Origin of the sequence: Slackia isoflavoniconvertens, assembly GCF_003725955.1 — a bacterium.
Classification (GTDB): domain Bacteria; phylum Actinomycetota; class Coriobacteriia; order Coriobacteriales; family Eggerthellaceae; genus Slackia; species Slackia isoflavoniconvertens.
In genome coordinates this window covers 1-16744 of sequence record NZ_QIBZ01000014.1, presented here as the reverse complement: position 1 = coordinate 16744, position 16744 = coordinate 1, and the positions used below count along the sequence as shown (strand labels likewise).

General features: G+C 58.2%; 12 protein-coding genes. 5 read left to right on the top strand and 7 right to left on the bottom strand.

Features of this window, described 5'->3' with window-relative positions; translation table 11 throughout:
- Window positions 1-181: 181 nt before the first annotated feature.
- Window positions 182-829, bottom strand: coding sequence for a 4Fe-4S dicluster domain-containing protein (locus DMP05_RS07630; RefSeq protein WP_123219886.1), 648 nt, complete (start codon window positions 827-829; stop codon window positions 182-184).
- Between the two features lie 163 nt (window positions 830-992).
- Here DMP05_RS07630 and pdxR point away from each other — a divergent pair, with 163 nt between their 5' ends.
- Window positions 993-2564, top strand: a complete 1572-nt coding sequence (gene pdxR, locus DMP05_RS07625) for a MocR-like pyridoxine biosynthesis transcription factor PdxR (RefSeq protein WP_123219885.1) — start codon at window positions 993-995, stop codon at window positions 2562-2564.
- Window positions 2565-2846: 282 nt separating this feature from the next.
- Here pdxR and DMP05_RS07620 read toward each other — a convergent pair whose 3' ends face one another.
- The 5 genes from DMP05_RS07620 to DMP05_RS07600 form a co-directional block, all read right to left on the bottom strand.
- Window positions 2847-4217 carry an ammonia-forming cytochrome c nitrite reductase subunit c552 gene (locus DMP05_RS07620; protein WP_123219884.1) on the bottom strand — a complete coding sequence of 457 codons (1371 nt, stop codon included), beginning with the start codon at window positions 4215-4217 and terminating at the stop codon, window positions 2847-2849.
- Between the two features lie 494 nt (window positions 4218-4711).
- Window positions 4712-5569, bottom strand: coding sequence for a ModD protein (gene modD, locus DMP05_RS07615; protein WP_123219883.1), 858 nt, complete (start codon window positions 5567-5569; stop codon window positions 4712-4714).
- Window positions 5570-6544: 975 nt separating this feature from the next.
- Window positions 6545-7693 carry a tRNA guanosine(34) transglycosylase Tgt gene (gene tgt / locus DMP05_RS07610; RefSeq protein WP_123219882.1) on the bottom strand — a complete coding sequence of 383 codons (1149 nt, stop codon included), beginning with the start codon at window positions 7691-7693 and terminating at the stop codon, window positions 6545-6547.
- Window positions 7694-7885: 192 nt separating this feature from the next.
- A complete protein-coding gene (gene queA / locus DMP05_RS07605) occupies window positions 7886-9010 on the bottom strand; it encodes a tRNA preQ1(34) S-adenosylmethionine ribosyltransferase-isomerase QueA (protein ID WP_123219881.1) in 1125 nt (374 codons plus the stop codon).
- A 256-nt stretch (window positions 9011-9266) separates the two neighbouring features.
- Window positions 9267-10025, bottom strand: a complete 759-nt coding sequence (locus DMP05_RS07600; RefSeq protein ID WP_123219923.1) for an epoxyqueuosine reductase QueH — start codon at window positions 10023-10025, stop codon at window positions 9267-9269.
- 148 nt (window positions 10026-10173) lie between these two features.
- Between DMP05_RS07600 and DMP05_RS07595 the strand changes: the two genes are divergently transcribed.
- The 4 genes from DMP05_RS07595 to DMP05_RS07580 all read left to right on the top strand — a co-directional run bounded on the left by DMP05_RS07595 (window position 10174) and on the right by DMP05_RS07580 (window position 14028).
- Complete coding sequence (locus DMP05_RS07595) at window positions 10174-10902, top strand: HAD family hydrolase (protein ID WP_161957501.1); 729 nt, start codon at window positions 10174-10176, stop codon at window positions 10900-10902.
- Between the two features lie 526 nt (window positions 10903-11428).
- Complete coding sequence (locus DMP05_RS07590; RefSeq protein WP_123219880.1) at window positions 11429-12679, top strand: ATP-binding protein; 1251 nt, start codon at window positions 11429-11431, stop codon at window positions 12677-12679.
- 131 nt (window positions 12680-12810) lie between these two features.
- Window positions 12811-13020, top strand: a complete 210-nt coding sequence (locus DMP05_RS07585) for a hypothetical protein (RefSeq protein ID WP_123219879.1) — start codon at window positions 12811-12813, stop codon at window positions 13018-13020.
- Window positions 13021-13368: 348 nt separating this feature from the next.
- Entirely contained in the window at window positions 13369-14028 is a 660-nt protein-coding gene (locus tag DMP05_RS07580; protein WP_311719484.1) for an FAD-binding protein, read from the top strand.
- Window positions 14029-14300: 272 nt separating this feature from the next.
- On the opposite strand, the gene DMP05_RS07575 is transcribed toward DMP05_RS07580, so the two are convergent.
- Window positions 14301-16049 carry an FAD-dependent oxidoreductase gene (locus DMP05_RS07575; protein WP_123219878.1) on the bottom strand — a complete coding sequence of 583 codons (1749 nt, stop codon included), beginning with the start codon at window positions 16047-16049 and terminating at the stop codon, window positions 14301-14303.
- Window positions 16050-16744 lie beyond the last annotated feature (695 nt).

Here is a 16744-nt window from a genome sequence, read left to right as displayed (position 1 = left end):
GAAGCGCTCTGTTGCCTGGCTCGATTTGTTCGGCGTAGCTCAGCCGTCGTCATCCTGAGACTTCGGCAACGCCGCACCTGGGCTCCGAACAAAACCACGGTATCCCGCGCTGTCCCGCGCTGTCTCGGTGCAGTCAAAGCCACCGGAACGAAAACGCTGGACGACGAAGGTCAATCGGCTTTTATCCCGCCCAAGGATTCGATACGTGTTTTGCCTGCTCTTCATCGATACGTCGGCGCGCTTCGCCGTAGTCGCGCACGATTTCGATGGCAACCTGCGGGTCGCTCACAACGCAACGCTGCACGCACAAGCCGCACCCGACGCATTTTTCAGGATCGATCAACGGCTCAAACACCGCATGAATCGCGTCGCCCTCACGCACGGAGGCTCCAATGGCGATGGCAGAATCGATGAAGGGGCATGCGCGATAGCACACCTCGCAGCGCATTCCTTGAACGGCTATGCACAAATCGCGATTGATTACCGCGCATCCCATGCGCACCTCATCGCGCGCAGACACCGGGTGCAACGCCTCGGTGGGACACGCGGCGATGCAAGGAAAATCGGCGCACAAGCGGCACGCCTGGGCACGCGCGTCAATCACGGGGGTTCCGGTTTCGGCGCCCGTTGGCCCTTTCGCCATGCGAATCGCCTGGTAGGGGCACGCTTCCAAACAACGCCCGCATTTAATGCAGCGCGCGCGAAAATCGGCTTCATCCGCCGCCCCCGGCGGACGAAGAAGCCCCTCGCCATTGCCGGCGAAGCAGACCGCAATGCCACCAGCGGCCACTCCGGCCGCGGCGATTGCACCAAACGTTGTCGTTTCCATTTCCCACCCCCATGTGGCCCAAAAGCCTACAAATTGCATTATTCGACAGAAAATTGCCTGCCAAAAGGGATGGTTCGCGCTATATTTATGGGGACGATTCCAGCAATTCAGGCGACAGGGAAGCGCTTGATGGGGACGCTTAATCAGCCAAGGGGTGACGGCGATGATTTCGCTTGACCAAAACTCGCGAGACCCGCTTTACGTGCAAATTTACGATTCCATTCGACGCGACATCACCGAAAACGCGCTCAAACCGGGCGAAAAACTCATGCCCATTCGCAAGCTCGCCGAAAGCTTGGATGTTTCTCGCAACACTGTAGAAAACGCCTACGCGAAGCTTTTGACCGAGGGATACGTCACAAGCCGCAGCGGGTCGGGATATGTGGTGTGCAACGTTGACTTTTCGCCTCTTTCAGAAGCGAGCGTCGAAAAGGACCGCGCCGCAGCGAGCCGAAAAACCAAACAGATCACCTCATCCGCGGCCATAGGGCGAGTAAGCCCGTCGCTCACCGAAGAGGGGCTCAGCGGCAGAAACGCCGCCGAGCATGCAGCCGCGCGCAGCACGAAGCTCACAAGCCTGTCGCCTTCCGAAAACCGCGCTCCGCACGCACCCGCCATTGAGTTCGACTTCACCTACGGCGATCGCCCGCGCGGAAGCTTCCCCGAAGTCGCGTGGCGCAAGCTCACGGGCGATGCGCTTTTTTCGGTCGACAGCAAAGCGAACGCATACGGCGATGGACTGGGCGAAATGGAGCTGCGCGCCGAAATCGCACGTCGCATCCATGCGACACGCGGCGTGAATTGCGATCCCGAACAGGTCGTTTTACAAGCGGGCACACAGGCGGCACTCGGTAATCTGCTCGATTTGTTCGACCCCATGCGCGACGGCGTCGCCATTGAAAACCCCGGATACGACGGGGCCATGGCGGTGTTTCGCAATCGAGGATTCCGCATTACGCCGCTGCCCGTTTACCCCGACACAACCGAAGCCCAGCAGGATGCCTTCGCCTCAAGCCTTTACGCAAGCGGCGCGAAGCTTGTCTTCTGTACGCCATCAAACCAATTTCCGCTCGGCATGACCATGCCGCTTTCAATGCGCGTTCATCTCATCGAATGGGCCGCCGAGCGCGATGGATATATTTTGGAAGACGACTACTGCCGCGAATTCCGATATACCGAGCGACCCATACCAAGTCTGCAATCGCTCGACACACGAAATCGTGTGATATATATGGGCACATTCTCAAAGGTACTCTCACCAGCGCTGCGCATGAGCTACCTCGTGCTGCCACCGCAACTGCTCGATCGTTGGCGCGAGAAATTCGCTCGTCACTATTGCCCCGTCCCCTGGCTTTCCCAAAAGGTACTTTACCTATTCATGAGCGAAGGATATTGGGATAGGTACACCCGCGCGACCATGACGGCATACCACAAACGCTGCAACCTGCTTATGGAATGCCTGCAGCATGAAATGGGCGGCAAAATTGAAATTTTCGGCGGCACGGCAGGCTTGCATTTGCTCGTGGCGACCCGCGATGGCCGCTGCGAGGGCGAGCTGCTCACCGCCGCCGAAACGGCAGGCGTGCGCGTATACCCCACCAGCGGCTATTGGATGCCGCGTCACCAAACCGACCCCTGCGGAAGATGCGTGCTTGTGGGCTTTTCGAGCATCAAACCCGAACTGATTCCGGAAGGCGTGCATCGCCTCGCGCAGGCGTGGTTCCCTGAAAAATAACGCTGCCAACGCCAACGGCAGCCAAGGCAGATGTCCTTCGTGCGAAAATGCACGAAGTGCGTACCCTTGACCGACAATGGTAGCTAAAGGCACGCATGCCCAAACAAAATCCCAGGTCGCGATAGCTTATCGGTGACCTTTAGCATCGCATTTCGAAATAAGGTACGCACTTCGCGCATTTTTATGCAAAGACCGAACCCATACCCGCATCGAATGCGAAAAAGGCCGCGAATGATTCGCGGCCTTCCAAGGGAGGGCGGGTTTTGCTTTTCTTGCTCCGCGCTATGCCAGCAGGGCCAGCGCTTCGTCAACGGCTTTTTCTGACTTGTCGAGCGTCTCATCGGAGAGCTTCGAGTTGTGCGCGCCGTCACCGTTTTCGACCATCACGAAGTCCCAGTAGAACTGCGCATTGCGATGCAGTTTCTGGCATTGCGCGAGCTTGTCGCCCGCAAGCGTGCCGGCTGCAACCTGATCGGTCATGGTATTGGCGAGCTGCTCGATTTTCTTCGAAATCGCCTGCACGCGCTCTTCCTGATGAGCCTGAATCTCAGCGACTTCAGCCTTCAAATCGCTGTGGCACTTTGAGCAATCGTTGGCCAGAAGGTCTTCGTTTTCGAGCGGGCTCGTCCACTTGTGGTTCACATACACCGTGCCATCTTCCGCGGTTGCCTTACCCATATGGCAATCGGCGCAGGTATAGCCAAGGTTGGTCATGTATGAACCGCCACCGCCGTAGTTCGTCTCAAACTCGGGGTGCTGCACCTTAATCATAGGCGTGTCGGTGCCAGGATATTTCCAATCGGCGAAGCCCATGCTGTCGTAGTACGCGAGAATCGCATCAGGCGTCATTTGCTCGCGACCCGAGTAGGGATTCGCGGGCACCTTGGTTTGGCCATTGAAGTAGTACTCATTGTGGCACTGTCCGCACACCTGAGCGTCCTTCGGAATGCTGTCAGCGTCAGCCCCGAGCGAATCGAAGAAAAACTTGCTCGCAACGGTGTTGGATTTCGGATCGTTCTCATGGCAGTTGTAGCAGCTGACCGGCTCGTCGAACTGGCCAATCATGTCGTTGAACTTCTCGGCGTACACGCCGTCGCCTTCAGAATTCACCAAAGCGGTGAACTGGGGCGTTTTGCATGTAATGCAGTTTGCGAGCTGCTCTTTTTGCTGCGTGCGCGGCGTTTCTTTCACGCTCTCAAGCGTATACAAGTGGCCGGCCGCCTGGTCGTAGCCCAACGCGAACGCGTATCCCTTGTACATGGTGTTGAGCGCCGGATACGTTTCCAGATAGTTCTTCTTGCCAGAATCGGGCGAGTTCGACGCATTGTCCATGTAACTCGCGTACTCGTTCGGATAGATGTCTTTCCACGATTCGGCGGTCACCACGCCGAACTCGTCGGCCTCGGGCGTGGCGTGCTTGGCGGCGGCGTTTGGTGACGGCGCAGCCTCGATTTTGCCCGTAGTCGCGGGAGGCGCGCAGGCAACCAAGCCCACGACCAGCGCAAACGACGCAACTCCAACGCCCCACATGGCGACTTTCGTCTTGCTACCGCGCGCATACACTTTAGGCGATGCAGCTGCAACCTTGCCCTGCGCATCGGCGCAGTTCGCAGTCTCGATTTTGCTCGCGCTTTCAAACTTGTCTTTCTTCATGGGATTCCCCCTTCCCCTTGCTAACTATGGGAATGCAGGCCCTCCCTGATCATTCCCTAGGGGCAATATACGTTGAAAAGCGTACCTCCAGAAGGGACGCTTTCGCGCATTTTAATGGGGACAATTAAAATTGACCTGGAAGTATGTTCCGTTGTAGAGCTCGTGAAATCATTCGAGGGAATACCCACGGACGCAAACGCGGGCGGAATCTTCAGCGGGCAAGCATCTACGCACCCCATATGCATGCGGATCAGCGCTCAACACGCATCAAGTACACGGCCGTCCTGGGGTGCGAATCATACGCATGCATACAAGCCAACGCGCCCTTGAACAGCCTTGGCATGGTTGCCGTTTTTGATTCTATGCGTGCAAACGCGCTCGAAACGGCTTATTAAAATACCAAGGAGACATTCTCGATTTACACGCACGCAGGCGTGCCTACGCTCGGTTGGTGCGAGAAGTTTCGTCGCCCGGAACGCCAGCGCTTATTCAACCTAGAGCGCATGCATGCGCGCGCTCATGTCACAGGGCTTCGCGGAAAACGGCGCCGTGGTCGCCAGGCCATCAACGCCCGTGGCGGCATAGGCAGCGGCGTTTTCGGGATTGATGCCGCCGGCCGCGATAAGCGTAAGGCGCGGGTCGATCTCGCGCAGCTCGACAACGAGGGATGTCAACTCGTCAACGGGAACCTTGTCGAGCTGGATGCCATCGACGCCTTCCCCACCCGCACTTACGCGCGCGAGCGTGCGCGCTTGTTCTGCGTTCGCTTCCACAAACAACTTCTTTTCGATGCACTTCGACTTGATATTCGGCAGCTGCTCGACAAACGCGTCGAAGCCGCCCATGAATTCCATATGATTCTCGAACACAAGCACGGTTTCGGAAAGGCCCAAACGATGGGGGAACGCACTGCCTGCCATGATTGCGCTCGTGAGCAGGTCTTTTGCGCCTGGCATGCTTTTGCGCGTTGTGAGAATTTCGCAACGAGGGTTCACCGCATGCGCGGCATTCACCATCATGCGCGTTTTCGTGGCAACTGCTGACAGGTGGTCGAACGTGTTCAGGCACACCTTCCACGCCGCATGCAAATCAGCTGCCGCGCCGCGCACGACGAAGAACGTCTCGCCTACCGCGAGCCCGTCGCCGTCGGCTCGTGCGCTTGCGATTTCGCACCCGCACTTTTCGGCGATGCGGCACGCCACCGACACGCCGGCCAGCACGCACGCCTCGCGCGTGAAGAACTCCATCTCACCCCGCTCGGCACCTATGCCCAAAACCTCGCTCGTGAGGTCAATATACGGAACGTCTTCGGCAATGAACTGGTCGATTCGAGAATCGGGTATGCGCAGCATGTTTCCCCCTTAATGCGGCTTCGACGCGACAACTATTCTTGCTTTAGGATAGCCGTTCCGGTTGCGTGCGCAAGGCCCTTGATGCGGAATGACCGCCACAGGCCGCCTCAAACACGAGCGCGAAACACCGTCGTTGAACGTTGGGTGGTTATGACTCTGCGGCAAACACGGGGTTCCGTTGCGGAGCGACACCCTACCCCAGGCGCAGACATGAAATTTTCGACACGGAACGTTGGCCGCTAACCGTCGCAGAAGACCATACGAAAGACTCCATGGAATCCCTTGCAGCAAGCCTTCGTTGAAACGCCCTGAGCCAAAGCCTGGCCAGAGTCCTTCGCAGAAGCACTCGACTGAAATCCAATCGGAAGTCTCAGCGAAAGCACTCAGCAATAGAGGCCGACGGAAGAGATCGGCAGAAAATGCCACAATGGGGCCTCATTGCAGATTATCGAGCCTAGATTGACAGAAAACGCCACAATGGGGCCCGCCATGACGGAGTTCAGGGCCCTAATGCAAGAACAATAATGCGGCTCGCAAGCGATGTTTTCGCAAAACACCAGGTGAGAGAGATTTGCTGAATTTGAGATAGGCGAAAGGCCCCAAATCTCTACCTGCAATGAGGCCCCGTTCTCGCCTTTTCTGACACGCAGCTGCACCAATCCGACACGCCAACCTGGCGCCAATTCGGCGTAGCGTCACATTGCTAGTCTGACATGGGAAATTTGCACGGAAGGCTATCGAATCAGTCCAACGCCGCGCTAACGCCGCTATGGAGACACCGACAGCATCGACATCGACGGCACAATCCGACGACATCGCCATCGGAAGCACCGACATCCGCGACGCCAACGGTGTCAGCCACACCGCAGCAGCATCATTGACATTCGCCCCAGCGGCTTGCGGACCCGCTCAAGAAGCGGCTGCTTTTGCCAGCCGGCATTGCAGTGGCCGGCTGCAAAACCGCCGCGCCGTTCTTTAGTAGTCGTTCGCGGCGGGAGAATTCATCCAATCTTGGTAGAACGTCTCGTATTCGCCGGCGAGCACGGCCTCGCGCGCCTTGCCCATAAGGTCGATCAGGAAATGCAGGTTGTGAATCGACAGCAGAATACCGCCGAGCATTTCACCCTGTTTTACCAGGTGGCGAAGGTATGCGCGCGTGTAATGCGTACACGTGGGGCAGCTGCACTCGGGATCGAGCGGCGTGAAATCTTCCTTGTATTTCGCGTTGCGCATGTTCATACGGCCTGTGTGAGAAAACGCGGTGCCCATGCGGGCCGTGCGCGTAGGCAACACACAGTCGAACATGTCAACGCCCTCGCGCACCGCGCGGACGAGCGTCGTGGGGTTGCCGACACCCATCAGGTAACGCGGGCGATTGTCGGGCAACGCCTGGCACACATCGCCGAGCGTCTCGAACATCACGTCATGCGGCTCGCCCACCGAATAGCCGCCAATGCCATAGCCCTGGAAGCCCTTATGACCCGCAGCACGGCTCGCGGCGTCAATTTCGATGAGGCGTTTCACGTTCTCAAGGCGCAGGTCGAGATGCATGCCGCCCTGCACGATGGCGAAAAGCGCCTGGTCTTCGCGGGTATGCGCGGCGCAGCAGCGCTCAGCCCACTCCCACGACAACTTCGTAGACGCAGCCACGGCCTCTTTCGGCGACGGATAGCCAATGCACTGGTCGAGCTGCATCACAATATCGGCGCCGATGCGCTGCTGGATGTCCATGTTGCTCTCGGGCGTCCAACGGTGCTTGCTGCCGTCGTAATCGCGCGCGTGGAATGTGACGCCGTCGGGATCGGTCTTCATCATGTGGTCGAGGCTGAACAGCTGGAACCCGCCCGAATCGGTGAGCATGGGGCCGTCGTAGTTCATGAACTTCTGCACGCCGCCGGCCTTTTCGATAATGTCGACGCCCGGGCGCATGTACAGGTGATACGTGTTCGCAAGCACCACCTGGCTGTTGAGCTCGCGCAGCTGCGGCGTGGTGACGCCCTTCACCGTTGCGTGCGTGCCAACAGGCATGAACATGGGCGTGTGCACCGTGCCATGCGCAGTCTCAAACGTGAGTGCGCGTGCGTTTCCGCAGGTCGCATCGATATTCACATCAAAAAGGGGCATTAGGGTTCCTTCCTTGAAGCAGAAACGAGCCGCTTTCGCAGCAAGGTCAGCGAGCATGGGTTCTGGCGAGTGCGATTCGGACGCGGCCGAGGCGAAGCGTACTTCGGTACGTGAAGCCGAAGGCCCCGCCCGAAGCGTGCCGCCAGAACCCAGCGCAGCGTCGACACAATACTTTTGCCGTAGGCAAAAGTATTATTCAATAAACATCGCATCCCCAAAACTGAGCAGGCGGTAGTCGCTTTCGATCGCATGCTTGTAGGCGGCCATGATGTTCTCGCGAGTCGAAAACGCGCTCACGAGCATCATGAGCGTGGAGCGCGGCACGTGAAAATTCGTGACCAGCGCGTCCACCACGCCGAACGTGTAGCCCGGCAGAATATAGAGACTCGTGGCCTCGCGGTTGCGGGCGCGCAGGCAGCCCAACTCGCGGTCGTAAGCGCTCTCGAGGCTGCGCACGCTCGTCGTGCCCACGGCAATCACGCGGTTGCCGCGCGCGTGGGCGGCGTCGCACGCGTCGACGGTTTCCTGCGGAACCGTGTAAAACTCGGTGTGAATGGTGTGCTTCTCGGGGTCGTCCTCGTCGACGATGCGGAAGGTGTCCAGGCCAACTTCAAGCTCCACGGTGTGCCATTCGATGCCCTTAGCACGCAGGCGCTCGATGAGCTCGGGCGTAAAATGCAGGCCCGCAGTAGGCGCTGCCGCCGAGCTTTCGTGGCGCGAGTACACCGTTTGGTAAAGCTCTTCGTCACCCGCGTAGTGCTTGATGTAGGGCGGAAGCGGAGTGTGGCCCACGGCATGCAGGGCCTCGTCGAGCGAGGGGCGCGAAGTGGTCAGGCGCGCGATGCGCTCGCCGCGGCCCGAGTCGGCGCCCCAGTCGACGATTTCGGCGGAAAGGGCCACGTTGCCTTCGGCATCACAGAAGTCGACGATGGCACCGCTGCCCGGCTTCAGGCGCTTACCCGGACGAACGAGCACTTCCCAAATGGCTTGTTGGTTGCTGCCGAGCGCGCCATCGGGGCCCTCGGTCGCCACATAGGCGTCGGCCGCGGTACCCATGCGTTGGCGAAGCAGGAACACTTCGGCCTGCCCGCCCGTGCCGCGTTTGGCGCCCAAAAGGCGCGCCGGCATGACGCGCGTCTCATTAGCCACAAGCACGTCGCCCGGCTCGAGGTATTCAATAATGTCACGGAAGATGCGGTCTTCAAGCTCGCCCGTTTCGCGATTCATCACGAGCATCTTGCACGCATCGCGCACCGCCGCAGGCTCCTGGGCGATGCAACGCTCAGGAAGGTCGTAATCGAAATCGTCAGTTTTCATAAGTTTCGCCGTTCTATCCGAACGGCGAAACGACTCGCCGCTGCGCGCGCCCCTGACGGCGCATTTCGGGTTCAACCTTCGGCTCGCGTACCGAAGTACGCTTCGCCTCGGCTTTGCCCGAACTGCACTCGCCAGAGTCGCGCTCGCTGTCATTCGTGCGACTCGAGCCGCTTCGCCGTTTCCTCCTTTATCGCTTCAGGCGCTTCGCCCACTTCAAGCCAACATGGGCGCCAATCGCTCGCCCGCTGACTTTGGGCTATTCCGCCTTGTTTCCTTTCTCGCAGCAAGCCGCATCGTCGTGATGCGCTTGCTTGTATGCCTTGAGCGCCGCGCGCTGGGCGGCGCGCTTGTTAGCGTATGCCTGCTTTTCGGCGCGCTTCTTCTGGCGGGCAGCTTCGGCGGCCGCACGCGCGGGGGCCTCGGCGGCTTCCTTGGCAGCCTTCGCGGCGGCGCGCTCGGCTTTGCGGGCCTCGCGTTCTTCCGCAGCTTCTATCTTGGAAAACACGCAACCGCAGTAGTTCTGGCGATACATGCCCATGGCCTTGCTGCGTCGCGTGGCCTCGGGATATTGCTCGCGATAATCGCGGAACACCGCCGCGAGGCCATGGGGCTCGCACGCACGCTCGAGCTCCTCGCGAATGGTTTCCGTATATTGATAGGGGCTCACCGTGAGCGTAGTGGCCACGCCTTCGAAACCATTGGCCGCGGCATACGCGCACGCCTCTTCAAGGCGAAGGCGATAGCACGCGCGACAGCGATCGGGACGCTGGTCGGGGTCGGTGCCGAACACGCCGGCAGCGCGCGACCACGCCTGCGGGTCGTAGACGCCCTCGATTACCTCGAGCCCCTGCTCACGAGCAAAATCGAGCAGCACGGCGCGACGGTGCTCGTATTCCTCGGCCGGGTGAATGTTCGAATTCATGTAGGCAATCGCGATGTCATGGCCCTCTTCAAGCAAAAGCCGCAAAGGCTCAAGCGTGCACGGACAGCAACACGCGTGCAAAAGCAACTTCAAAGGCGGCACCTCCATCACGGCCAGTCAACGAATTCGAGCGCACCCGCGCCCCTTTACCAAAACTTGTTTATACTACCATTTTGCATTCGCCGCCGCATGCGCTACAGCGCGCGGAGCGGCCCATTTCAAAGAGATTCGAGGATTTTCCATGGCTCGCTCATACACCACCGTATTTTTCGACCTCGACGGCACGCTTCTGCCCATGGACACCGACGTGTTTATGAAGCGCTACTTCAAGGCGCTCGGCGCGTTCGCTGCGGAAAACGGGCTCGACTCCGACATGTGCCTGGGCGCGGTGATGGCGGGCGTGAAGGCCATGGCAAAATCGGACGGAAGCGCCACCAACCACGACGTGTTCTGGAAGGCGTTCACGAAGGCGACCGGCCTTAACGCCGAAGAGATGAAAACGCTGTTCTCGCGTTTCTACGAGGGACCATTTTCCCAGGTGGGAGAAGGCGTGCAGGCAAACCCCGAGGCCGCGCGCGCCGTGGCGACGCTCAAAGGGAAGGGCTATCGTGTGGCGATGACCACCATGCCCATGTTCCCGCTTGCGGCCGTGCATGAGCGCATTCGCTGGGCGGGCCTTGACCCCGACGATTTCGAATTCGCCACCGATTACGAGACCTGCTATGCCGTGAAACCCATGCCCCGCTACTACGAAGATTGCCTGGCGCGCGCGGGCGTTGCGGCCGACGAGGTGCTCATGGTGGGCAACCATAACCGCGAAGACGGCCTGGCGACCAAGGTGGGCTGCGACATTTATTTCGTGACCGATCACCTGATTGAGTCGGAAGAAGGCCTGAACGTTTCCGAATGCAAGCACGGAAGCATGGCCGAATTCGCCGATTGGTGCGAAGCGCTGCCGAGCTTGAAATAACAGAAGGAAAACGAGCGCGACAGAAAGCAACTGCGCGCTTCGCATGTTATAATGCAAGAGACGGCAGCGCCCGCCGTGACTAAAGCTTTTGGGACCTTAGCTACGGGTGATGCTAGTCGGTTTTAGAATGGCCAGGTACCCGCCTGGTCATTCTCGTTTCCGGGCATCATCTTTCTTTCTCTCTTCAATCCTGCGTTGGATTCGGTCGCATAAGGCCAAAACGGTTGTCGCGATAGTGCAGCAAGCTGCCAGGTACATCACTATTTCCATGGTGGTAGCTCCTCGTCTCTTGAAGGGAGCATCACCCGCAGGAACGGCGGAGCACTGCCAATTAGCATTATACCAAACATATGTACGTTATTAGGGCATTGCGAGTTTCATATCGGAAGACACCCGCCCGCCATCCTTTTTGTCGGCAGATCCCGACGTAAAACCGACGCAAATTTTTACGTCGGTTTTACGTCGGTTTATTTGTATAATTTCATGTAATAAAGACCGACGATTCGCGAGGGAGGAGTAGGCCGTCATGAAAGAATGCAGAACCGTCGAGTGGAAAGAATCCGTCTCGAATTCATTCCTTAAAACGGTAAGCGCCTTCGCCAATTACGGATCCGGCAGCATTGTTTTTGGCATCGCCGACGACGGTTCCGTCAAAGGCCTCGCCGACACAAGGGCGGCGTGCCTGGACATCGAAAACAAGATCAACGACTCCATCGACCCCACGCCGTTTTTCTCACTCACCGAAAACACGCGCAAGAAAACCGTCACCCTTGCCGTTGAAGAGGGGCCGAACAAGCCCTATCTCTATAGAAGAAAAGCTTACCGCAGGTCAGACACGGCAACCGTAGAAGTTGATAACGTCGAACTGCGCAGGCTCGTGCTCGCTGGCCAAAACATGCATTTCGAGGAACTGCCCTGCCACGAGCAAGATTTGACGTTTCACGCGCTCGAAGAAAAGCTCGAGGCTGAGCACGTCGTGAAGGCGCTCAACGGAGACGTTCTGCGAACGTTCAACCTGTTCAATTTCGAGGCGGGTTTCAACAACGCCGCGCTCATCGTTTCCGACCAGAACACCTTCCCCGGAATCGACGTCGCGAGATTCGGGGAAAACATCAACACCATTGCCGACCGTTCAACATTCGAAGGAACTTCCGTCATTGAGCAAATCGATGGCGCCTGCACGATGTTCGAGCGATACTACAGCGTCGAAACGATCGAAGGCGCCCGTCGAACCACGCATTATTCGATTCCCTACGAGGCATTCCGCGAAGCCGTCGCGAACGCCGTCGCGCATCGCACGTGGGACGTTAACGCGAAAATCAGAATCGCGATGTACCCCGACCGCATCGAAATTTCCTCGCCTGGCGGCCTGCCCGCAGGCCTTGGGCGCGACGAATATCTAAGGGGCTTCATTTCGCAGCTGCGCAACCCCATTCTCGCCAACGTGCTGTTCAGACTCAATATCATCGAAATGTTCGGCACGGGAATCGTGCGTATTCGCAGTTCATATGCCGAATACGAGCAGAAACCCGAATTCGACGTAAGCGAAAACGCCGTGCGAGTCACGCTTCCCGTGACCGACGCGAGGTCCGCTTTGACCAGCGATGAGGAGCTGGTATATCGATTCGTCAAAGAAGAAGGCTCGGCGGCGAGCGGACAAATTGTCGCGAACTTCGGGTTCGGCAAAGACAAGGCCGTGAAGCTTCTGCGATCGCTTGTCGAGAAGCGCTACGTAGAGAAAACGGGCACCGGCCGAGGAACAAGATATCGCGCCTAAGGGCGCTGGCGAGGGCGCAGTCGAGAGAATGCGGCGCCACGTCCAGCTGCATTCAAGAGAGACACCACGAGCGAGAGCGAGCCCAACGAACTTAGCGCCAGCGATGCGCAAGGAGCAGAGGAGGCTAAACGATGAAAATCGTCGCGAGCACGACTATAGGTCCCTATACCGTCCTGGTTTTCGAGTCCCGACTGCCGCTTACGAAATGGCGCGCCATTGTCGTGGATGGCGTACGCTATGACACACTGCCGGTTATGGATGCAGACGATGACTGCCTTGCCATAACCGAGTCGCACGATATGACCGGGAAAGACGCAACGTTCGTTTGGCGCATTTGGTGACAAGCCGCAGATTAAGTCACCGAAACAAAGGGAACGCCGTAGATCCAGGAGCACGGGCAAAAACGCGAACTACAATCCCCTATCTATTTCGCGTTTTTCAATTTTTTGCGATTTTGCGAAGTAGAAGCGGCCATCTACTTCGCGTTTTCGTTTTTTGCTGCGATGCGCGGAATAGAAACCACCGCGATACTCACGAATCGAAGCACTCGCGGCCCATAGGGAGAGCAAACGAAATCGGCAATTAGGAAACCGCCGGAGCGAACTTCCGTAGCAAAACCCCGCCGCAAACGAATGGCGGGCACCACATACGCGATGCCCGCCAGCTAGAGGGAAAGCCATGCGGAGCTTATAGGAAGGGAAGGGAAACAGGTCAACCTGAACGGCGAGCGCTTCACCAACGAGGCGGCGCCGTACGACTACATTCTGAATTCGACTTTGACCCAGCCCGGCCACACCGTGGTAGACATTTGGAACTCCGACTACGAGAAGTACCTCGAGCAATTCGACATCCATGGCTGCGCGCGCGTTTTCCCCTTCGACGACGGCGCACCGACCAATATGACGCTCGAAGCTGCCAAGGGCATCAACGAAGGCCTGATCCAGAATGGCTATATCGTGGTGGCCGATACCATTGAGGAGCTTGCGGAAGGCCTCGGCTTGCCCGCCGAAACGCTGAAGAAGACCATCGAGCGCCAGAACGAGAATTACGACGCGGGCATCGACCCCGATTTCGGAAAAGACGCGCATCGCTTGTCGGCAATTCGCACGGCGCCGTTCTATGGCGTTCGCACTTCGGGCTACATGCTGTGCACGCTCGACGGCATTACGATTAACGAAAACTTCCAGGCTGTCGACGACAATGGCAAGGCGATTGAAGTCCTGTACGTCACGGGCGTCGACTCGGGTTCGTACTATGCCCACACGCATCCGAATATGTCGACCGGCAACTGCTGCGGCCGCTCCGTCACCTTCGGCCGCATGATTGAAAAGGCCCTCGCCGCGAAATAGACGAAGCGGAAAACGGCGGAAAGCGACTGGCGGTTATTAACCCCTCCCCCATGATAGTCGCCATCAAGGAAGCCCGTGTTTTGAGCGAGCGCTTTCGATGATTTTCGCCAACAAGCCCGCATCGCACTTCCCTCGATGTGGACGAACGTAGAGCGCCTCTGGCTGGGCAGCCAGAGGCGCTCTTTCGTACGCTTGCTTAGGGAGAGGCGACGGCTCGAACGGGAGGAATTTCGAGCCGCAACCCCATAGACGCTATCGCCAGCTTGTGCCCACTATTCGTTTTCCGCGATGTATTTGCCGGTGAGGTAGCCGAACGTAATGCAGTTCGCGCCGTAATTGGCACCCTCGGTCATGAAGGTGTAGTTCGTCGCGAACATATCGCCAACCATCGTGCCCACGTTGTACAAGCCAGGCAAAGGTTCGTCGTCCGCATCGAGCACACGCATATTGGCGTCAGTATTCAGACCGCCGAGCACGGTGAGGAATACCAGCATGCCACCACTGCTCTGGCCGTAGAACGGCCCTTGCTCGAGCGAGTGCATGTGATCGGCGCCCTTGTGGAAATCGTCGTCGGAGCCTTTTGCGCACAGCTCGTTGTAGCGCTTCACAGTTTCAGCCGTATCGGAAGGCAGACCAAGTTGCTTAATCACGTCTTCGATGGTGTCGCCCTTCACCGTCGCACCGCTTTTCACATCGGCCTCCCAAGACTCAATGACCGCCTTGGCAACCGCGTCGGCGTCGCCTTCGTGCATGGTATCGTTGTTCCAGCTGCCGGAAACGGTCTCTTGGCGCGCGTAGTCCTCGTTCCACAAGGCGAACACCGTCTTGCCCGGTTGTCCAAAGTTGTTCATGCCCGCACACGGCGATAGGCAGTCCTCGTTCATGAACCTCTCGCCATTCTTATTCACCAGCAGGCCAAGAAAGTTGCTGTACAAGTTGCGCGGCCCGGGACCATAGAAGCCACCCATGACGCAATTCGGGAACACCTTCTGCCATGCAGCGCCAACCCATAGGCCCATGCGCTGGCCGTCGCCCTTGAACAGACCGCCGTACTGGAATCCCACATCATAGTTCGTCTCGCCGTCATAAACGTCATCGGAGATGTAGGGCGCGTAGCTGGGCGCGTACGCGTACATCATGTCACGGTTTGCCGAAAAGTCGCCCGTCGCCAAAACCACAGCCTTTTTGCCGACGTATTTCGCAAACGACCCATCCTCTCGTGAGCACACCACGGCACTCACACGGCCTGCTCCGTCACTATCGCGAACCAACTGTTCGCCCTTAGTTTTGAAATAGATTTCCCCGCCAAGGTCCTCGGTCAGATGGCGCGCCAATTCTTTGACCAGCAGCGGCTGCATCATTCCGGTGGCCAGCTGCATATCGGGATCGACCTGCATGCCATCGCCCAAATCCCAACCAATCGAACACGTCTCGTGATACAGGTCAGTGTCTTCACTTGGCGTGCCAATTTCAACTTTGACCTTATAACCCGCAGATTCCATGAGGTCGATGACCCAATTCATGGCCTTCTCGGAGTTATTGAAGTGCTTGTACCACTTGCGCTCGTCCACCTGGTTGCCAGCATAGAAAATCTCTTTGCGGATCTGAAATTCGCTCAGGCGGTCGACATTCGCCCGCTCCATCGCTTTGCAATAGATTGCGTTGTTCGAGCCGCCGCGCGCAACGGGCGCCGCCGAGGCCGAAACAACAACGACCCCGAGTCCTTCTTCCGCAGCGGAGTTTGCCACCATGAGGCCCGACGTACCGCAACCAACAACGACCACGTCGGCCTCAATCGTCTCGGCAATCTTATCCTCCGTGATAGGATCGGGCGCAACTTCGAACGACCACTTCTTCGTCGCAGTGTCGGCAGTTTGCACGAAGTCCTCGACAGCGGAAGCCGCCGCAGCCTTCTCCTCACCGCCACTTTTCGGCGAGCAGCCCATCATCCCGACGGCGGCCGTCATAGCGCTGGCGGCCAGAGCGACTTTCAGGAAATTCCTACGATTGATTTCAGTCATTTCTTTCCCTCCTCGATTTGAATCCCCATGCGCCGCCATCGGCGGTCGCAAATTCATGAAAACTTGAAAACAAATCGAATAACAGCCCACTGCGACGCCATTTTTCAGGAAAAACCAAATCTGGCCCTTTGCGGGGGATGCCTTTCATCTGCAGAAATGTAAAATATCCCCATGAAGACACAAGGAAACACGCCAACAAGCAAGAAACACGACGCGCAATCCGCGCGCAGGGAAGTCGCCCGATTCCGGCGCAGTCTTGCCGAGAACCCATCGATTTGTGCGTCACTCGCTTTGTATTGGTTCTGGCAGATAACACTTTTCCAAAGCCCGGCGGCGACCCTGTGGACCGCCCCCTTCGACGCACCGCAGCTTTCACACCCAACGTTACTCGCGGCGCTCGCGATTTCGTATGCCGCGCTATGGGCACTGCATCGCGGCGCCAGCAAAGTGGCGCGGCGCGCATGGTACCTGCCTGTCATTTCAACGCTCATGCTTTGCGGAACCGCCATCGCAATTATCCCTCTTAGACAGAGCGCCCTTCCGCTGCCTCATGCGCCTATCGCGGCAAGCTGTTGATGTTCACTAAGAAGTGGTCCGAGTGATCACTGGGAAATGAGCACCGTGAGCACGAAAAATTGAGCAGTTTAAGCAAGAGGGCCGCGCCCCGGGGACCGGGGGCGCGGCCCTCGCCGTAT

Bases quoted from the DNA above. Each gene is read 5' to 3' on its own strand.
- DMP05_RS07590 (WP_123219880.1), top strand. From the start codon at position 11,429: ATGAAAGAATGCAGAACCGTCGAGTGGAAAGAATCCGTCTCGAATTCA.
- DMP05_RS07620 (WP_123219884.1), bottom strand. From the start codon at position 4,217: ATGAAGAAAGACAAGTTTGAAAGCGCGAGCAAAATCGAGACTGCGAAC.
- DMP05_RS07595 (WP_161957501.1), top strand. From the start codon at position 10,174: ATGGCTCGCTCATACACCACCGTATTTTTCGACCTCGACGGCACGCTT.
- DMP05_RS07630 (WP_123219886.1), bottom strand. From the start codon at position 829: ATGGAAACGACAACGTTTGGTGCAATCGCCGCGGCCGGAGTGGCCGCT.
- pdxR (WP_123219885.1), top strand. From the start codon at position 993: ATGATTTCGCTTGACCAAAACTCGCGAGACCCGCTTTACGTGCAAATT.
- DMP05_RS07585 (WP_123219879.1), top strand. From the start codon at position 12,811: ATGAAAATCGTCGCGAGCACGACTATAGGTCCCTATACCGTCCTGGTT.
- DMP05_RS07575 (WP_123219878.1), bottom strand. From the start codon at position 16,049: ATGACTGAAATCAATCGTAGGAATTTCCTGAAAGTCGCTCTGGCCGCC.
- tgt (WP_123219882.1), bottom strand. From the start codon at position 7,693: ATGCCCCTTTTTGATGTGAATATCGATGCGACCTGCGGAAACGCACGC.
- queA (WP_123219881.1), bottom strand. From the start codon at position 9,010: ATGAAAACTGACGATTTCGATTACGACCTTCCTGAGCGTTGCATCGCC.
- modD (WP_123219883.1), bottom strand. From the start codon at position 5,569: ATGCTGCGCATACCCGATTCTCGAATCGACCAGTTCATTGCCGAAGAC.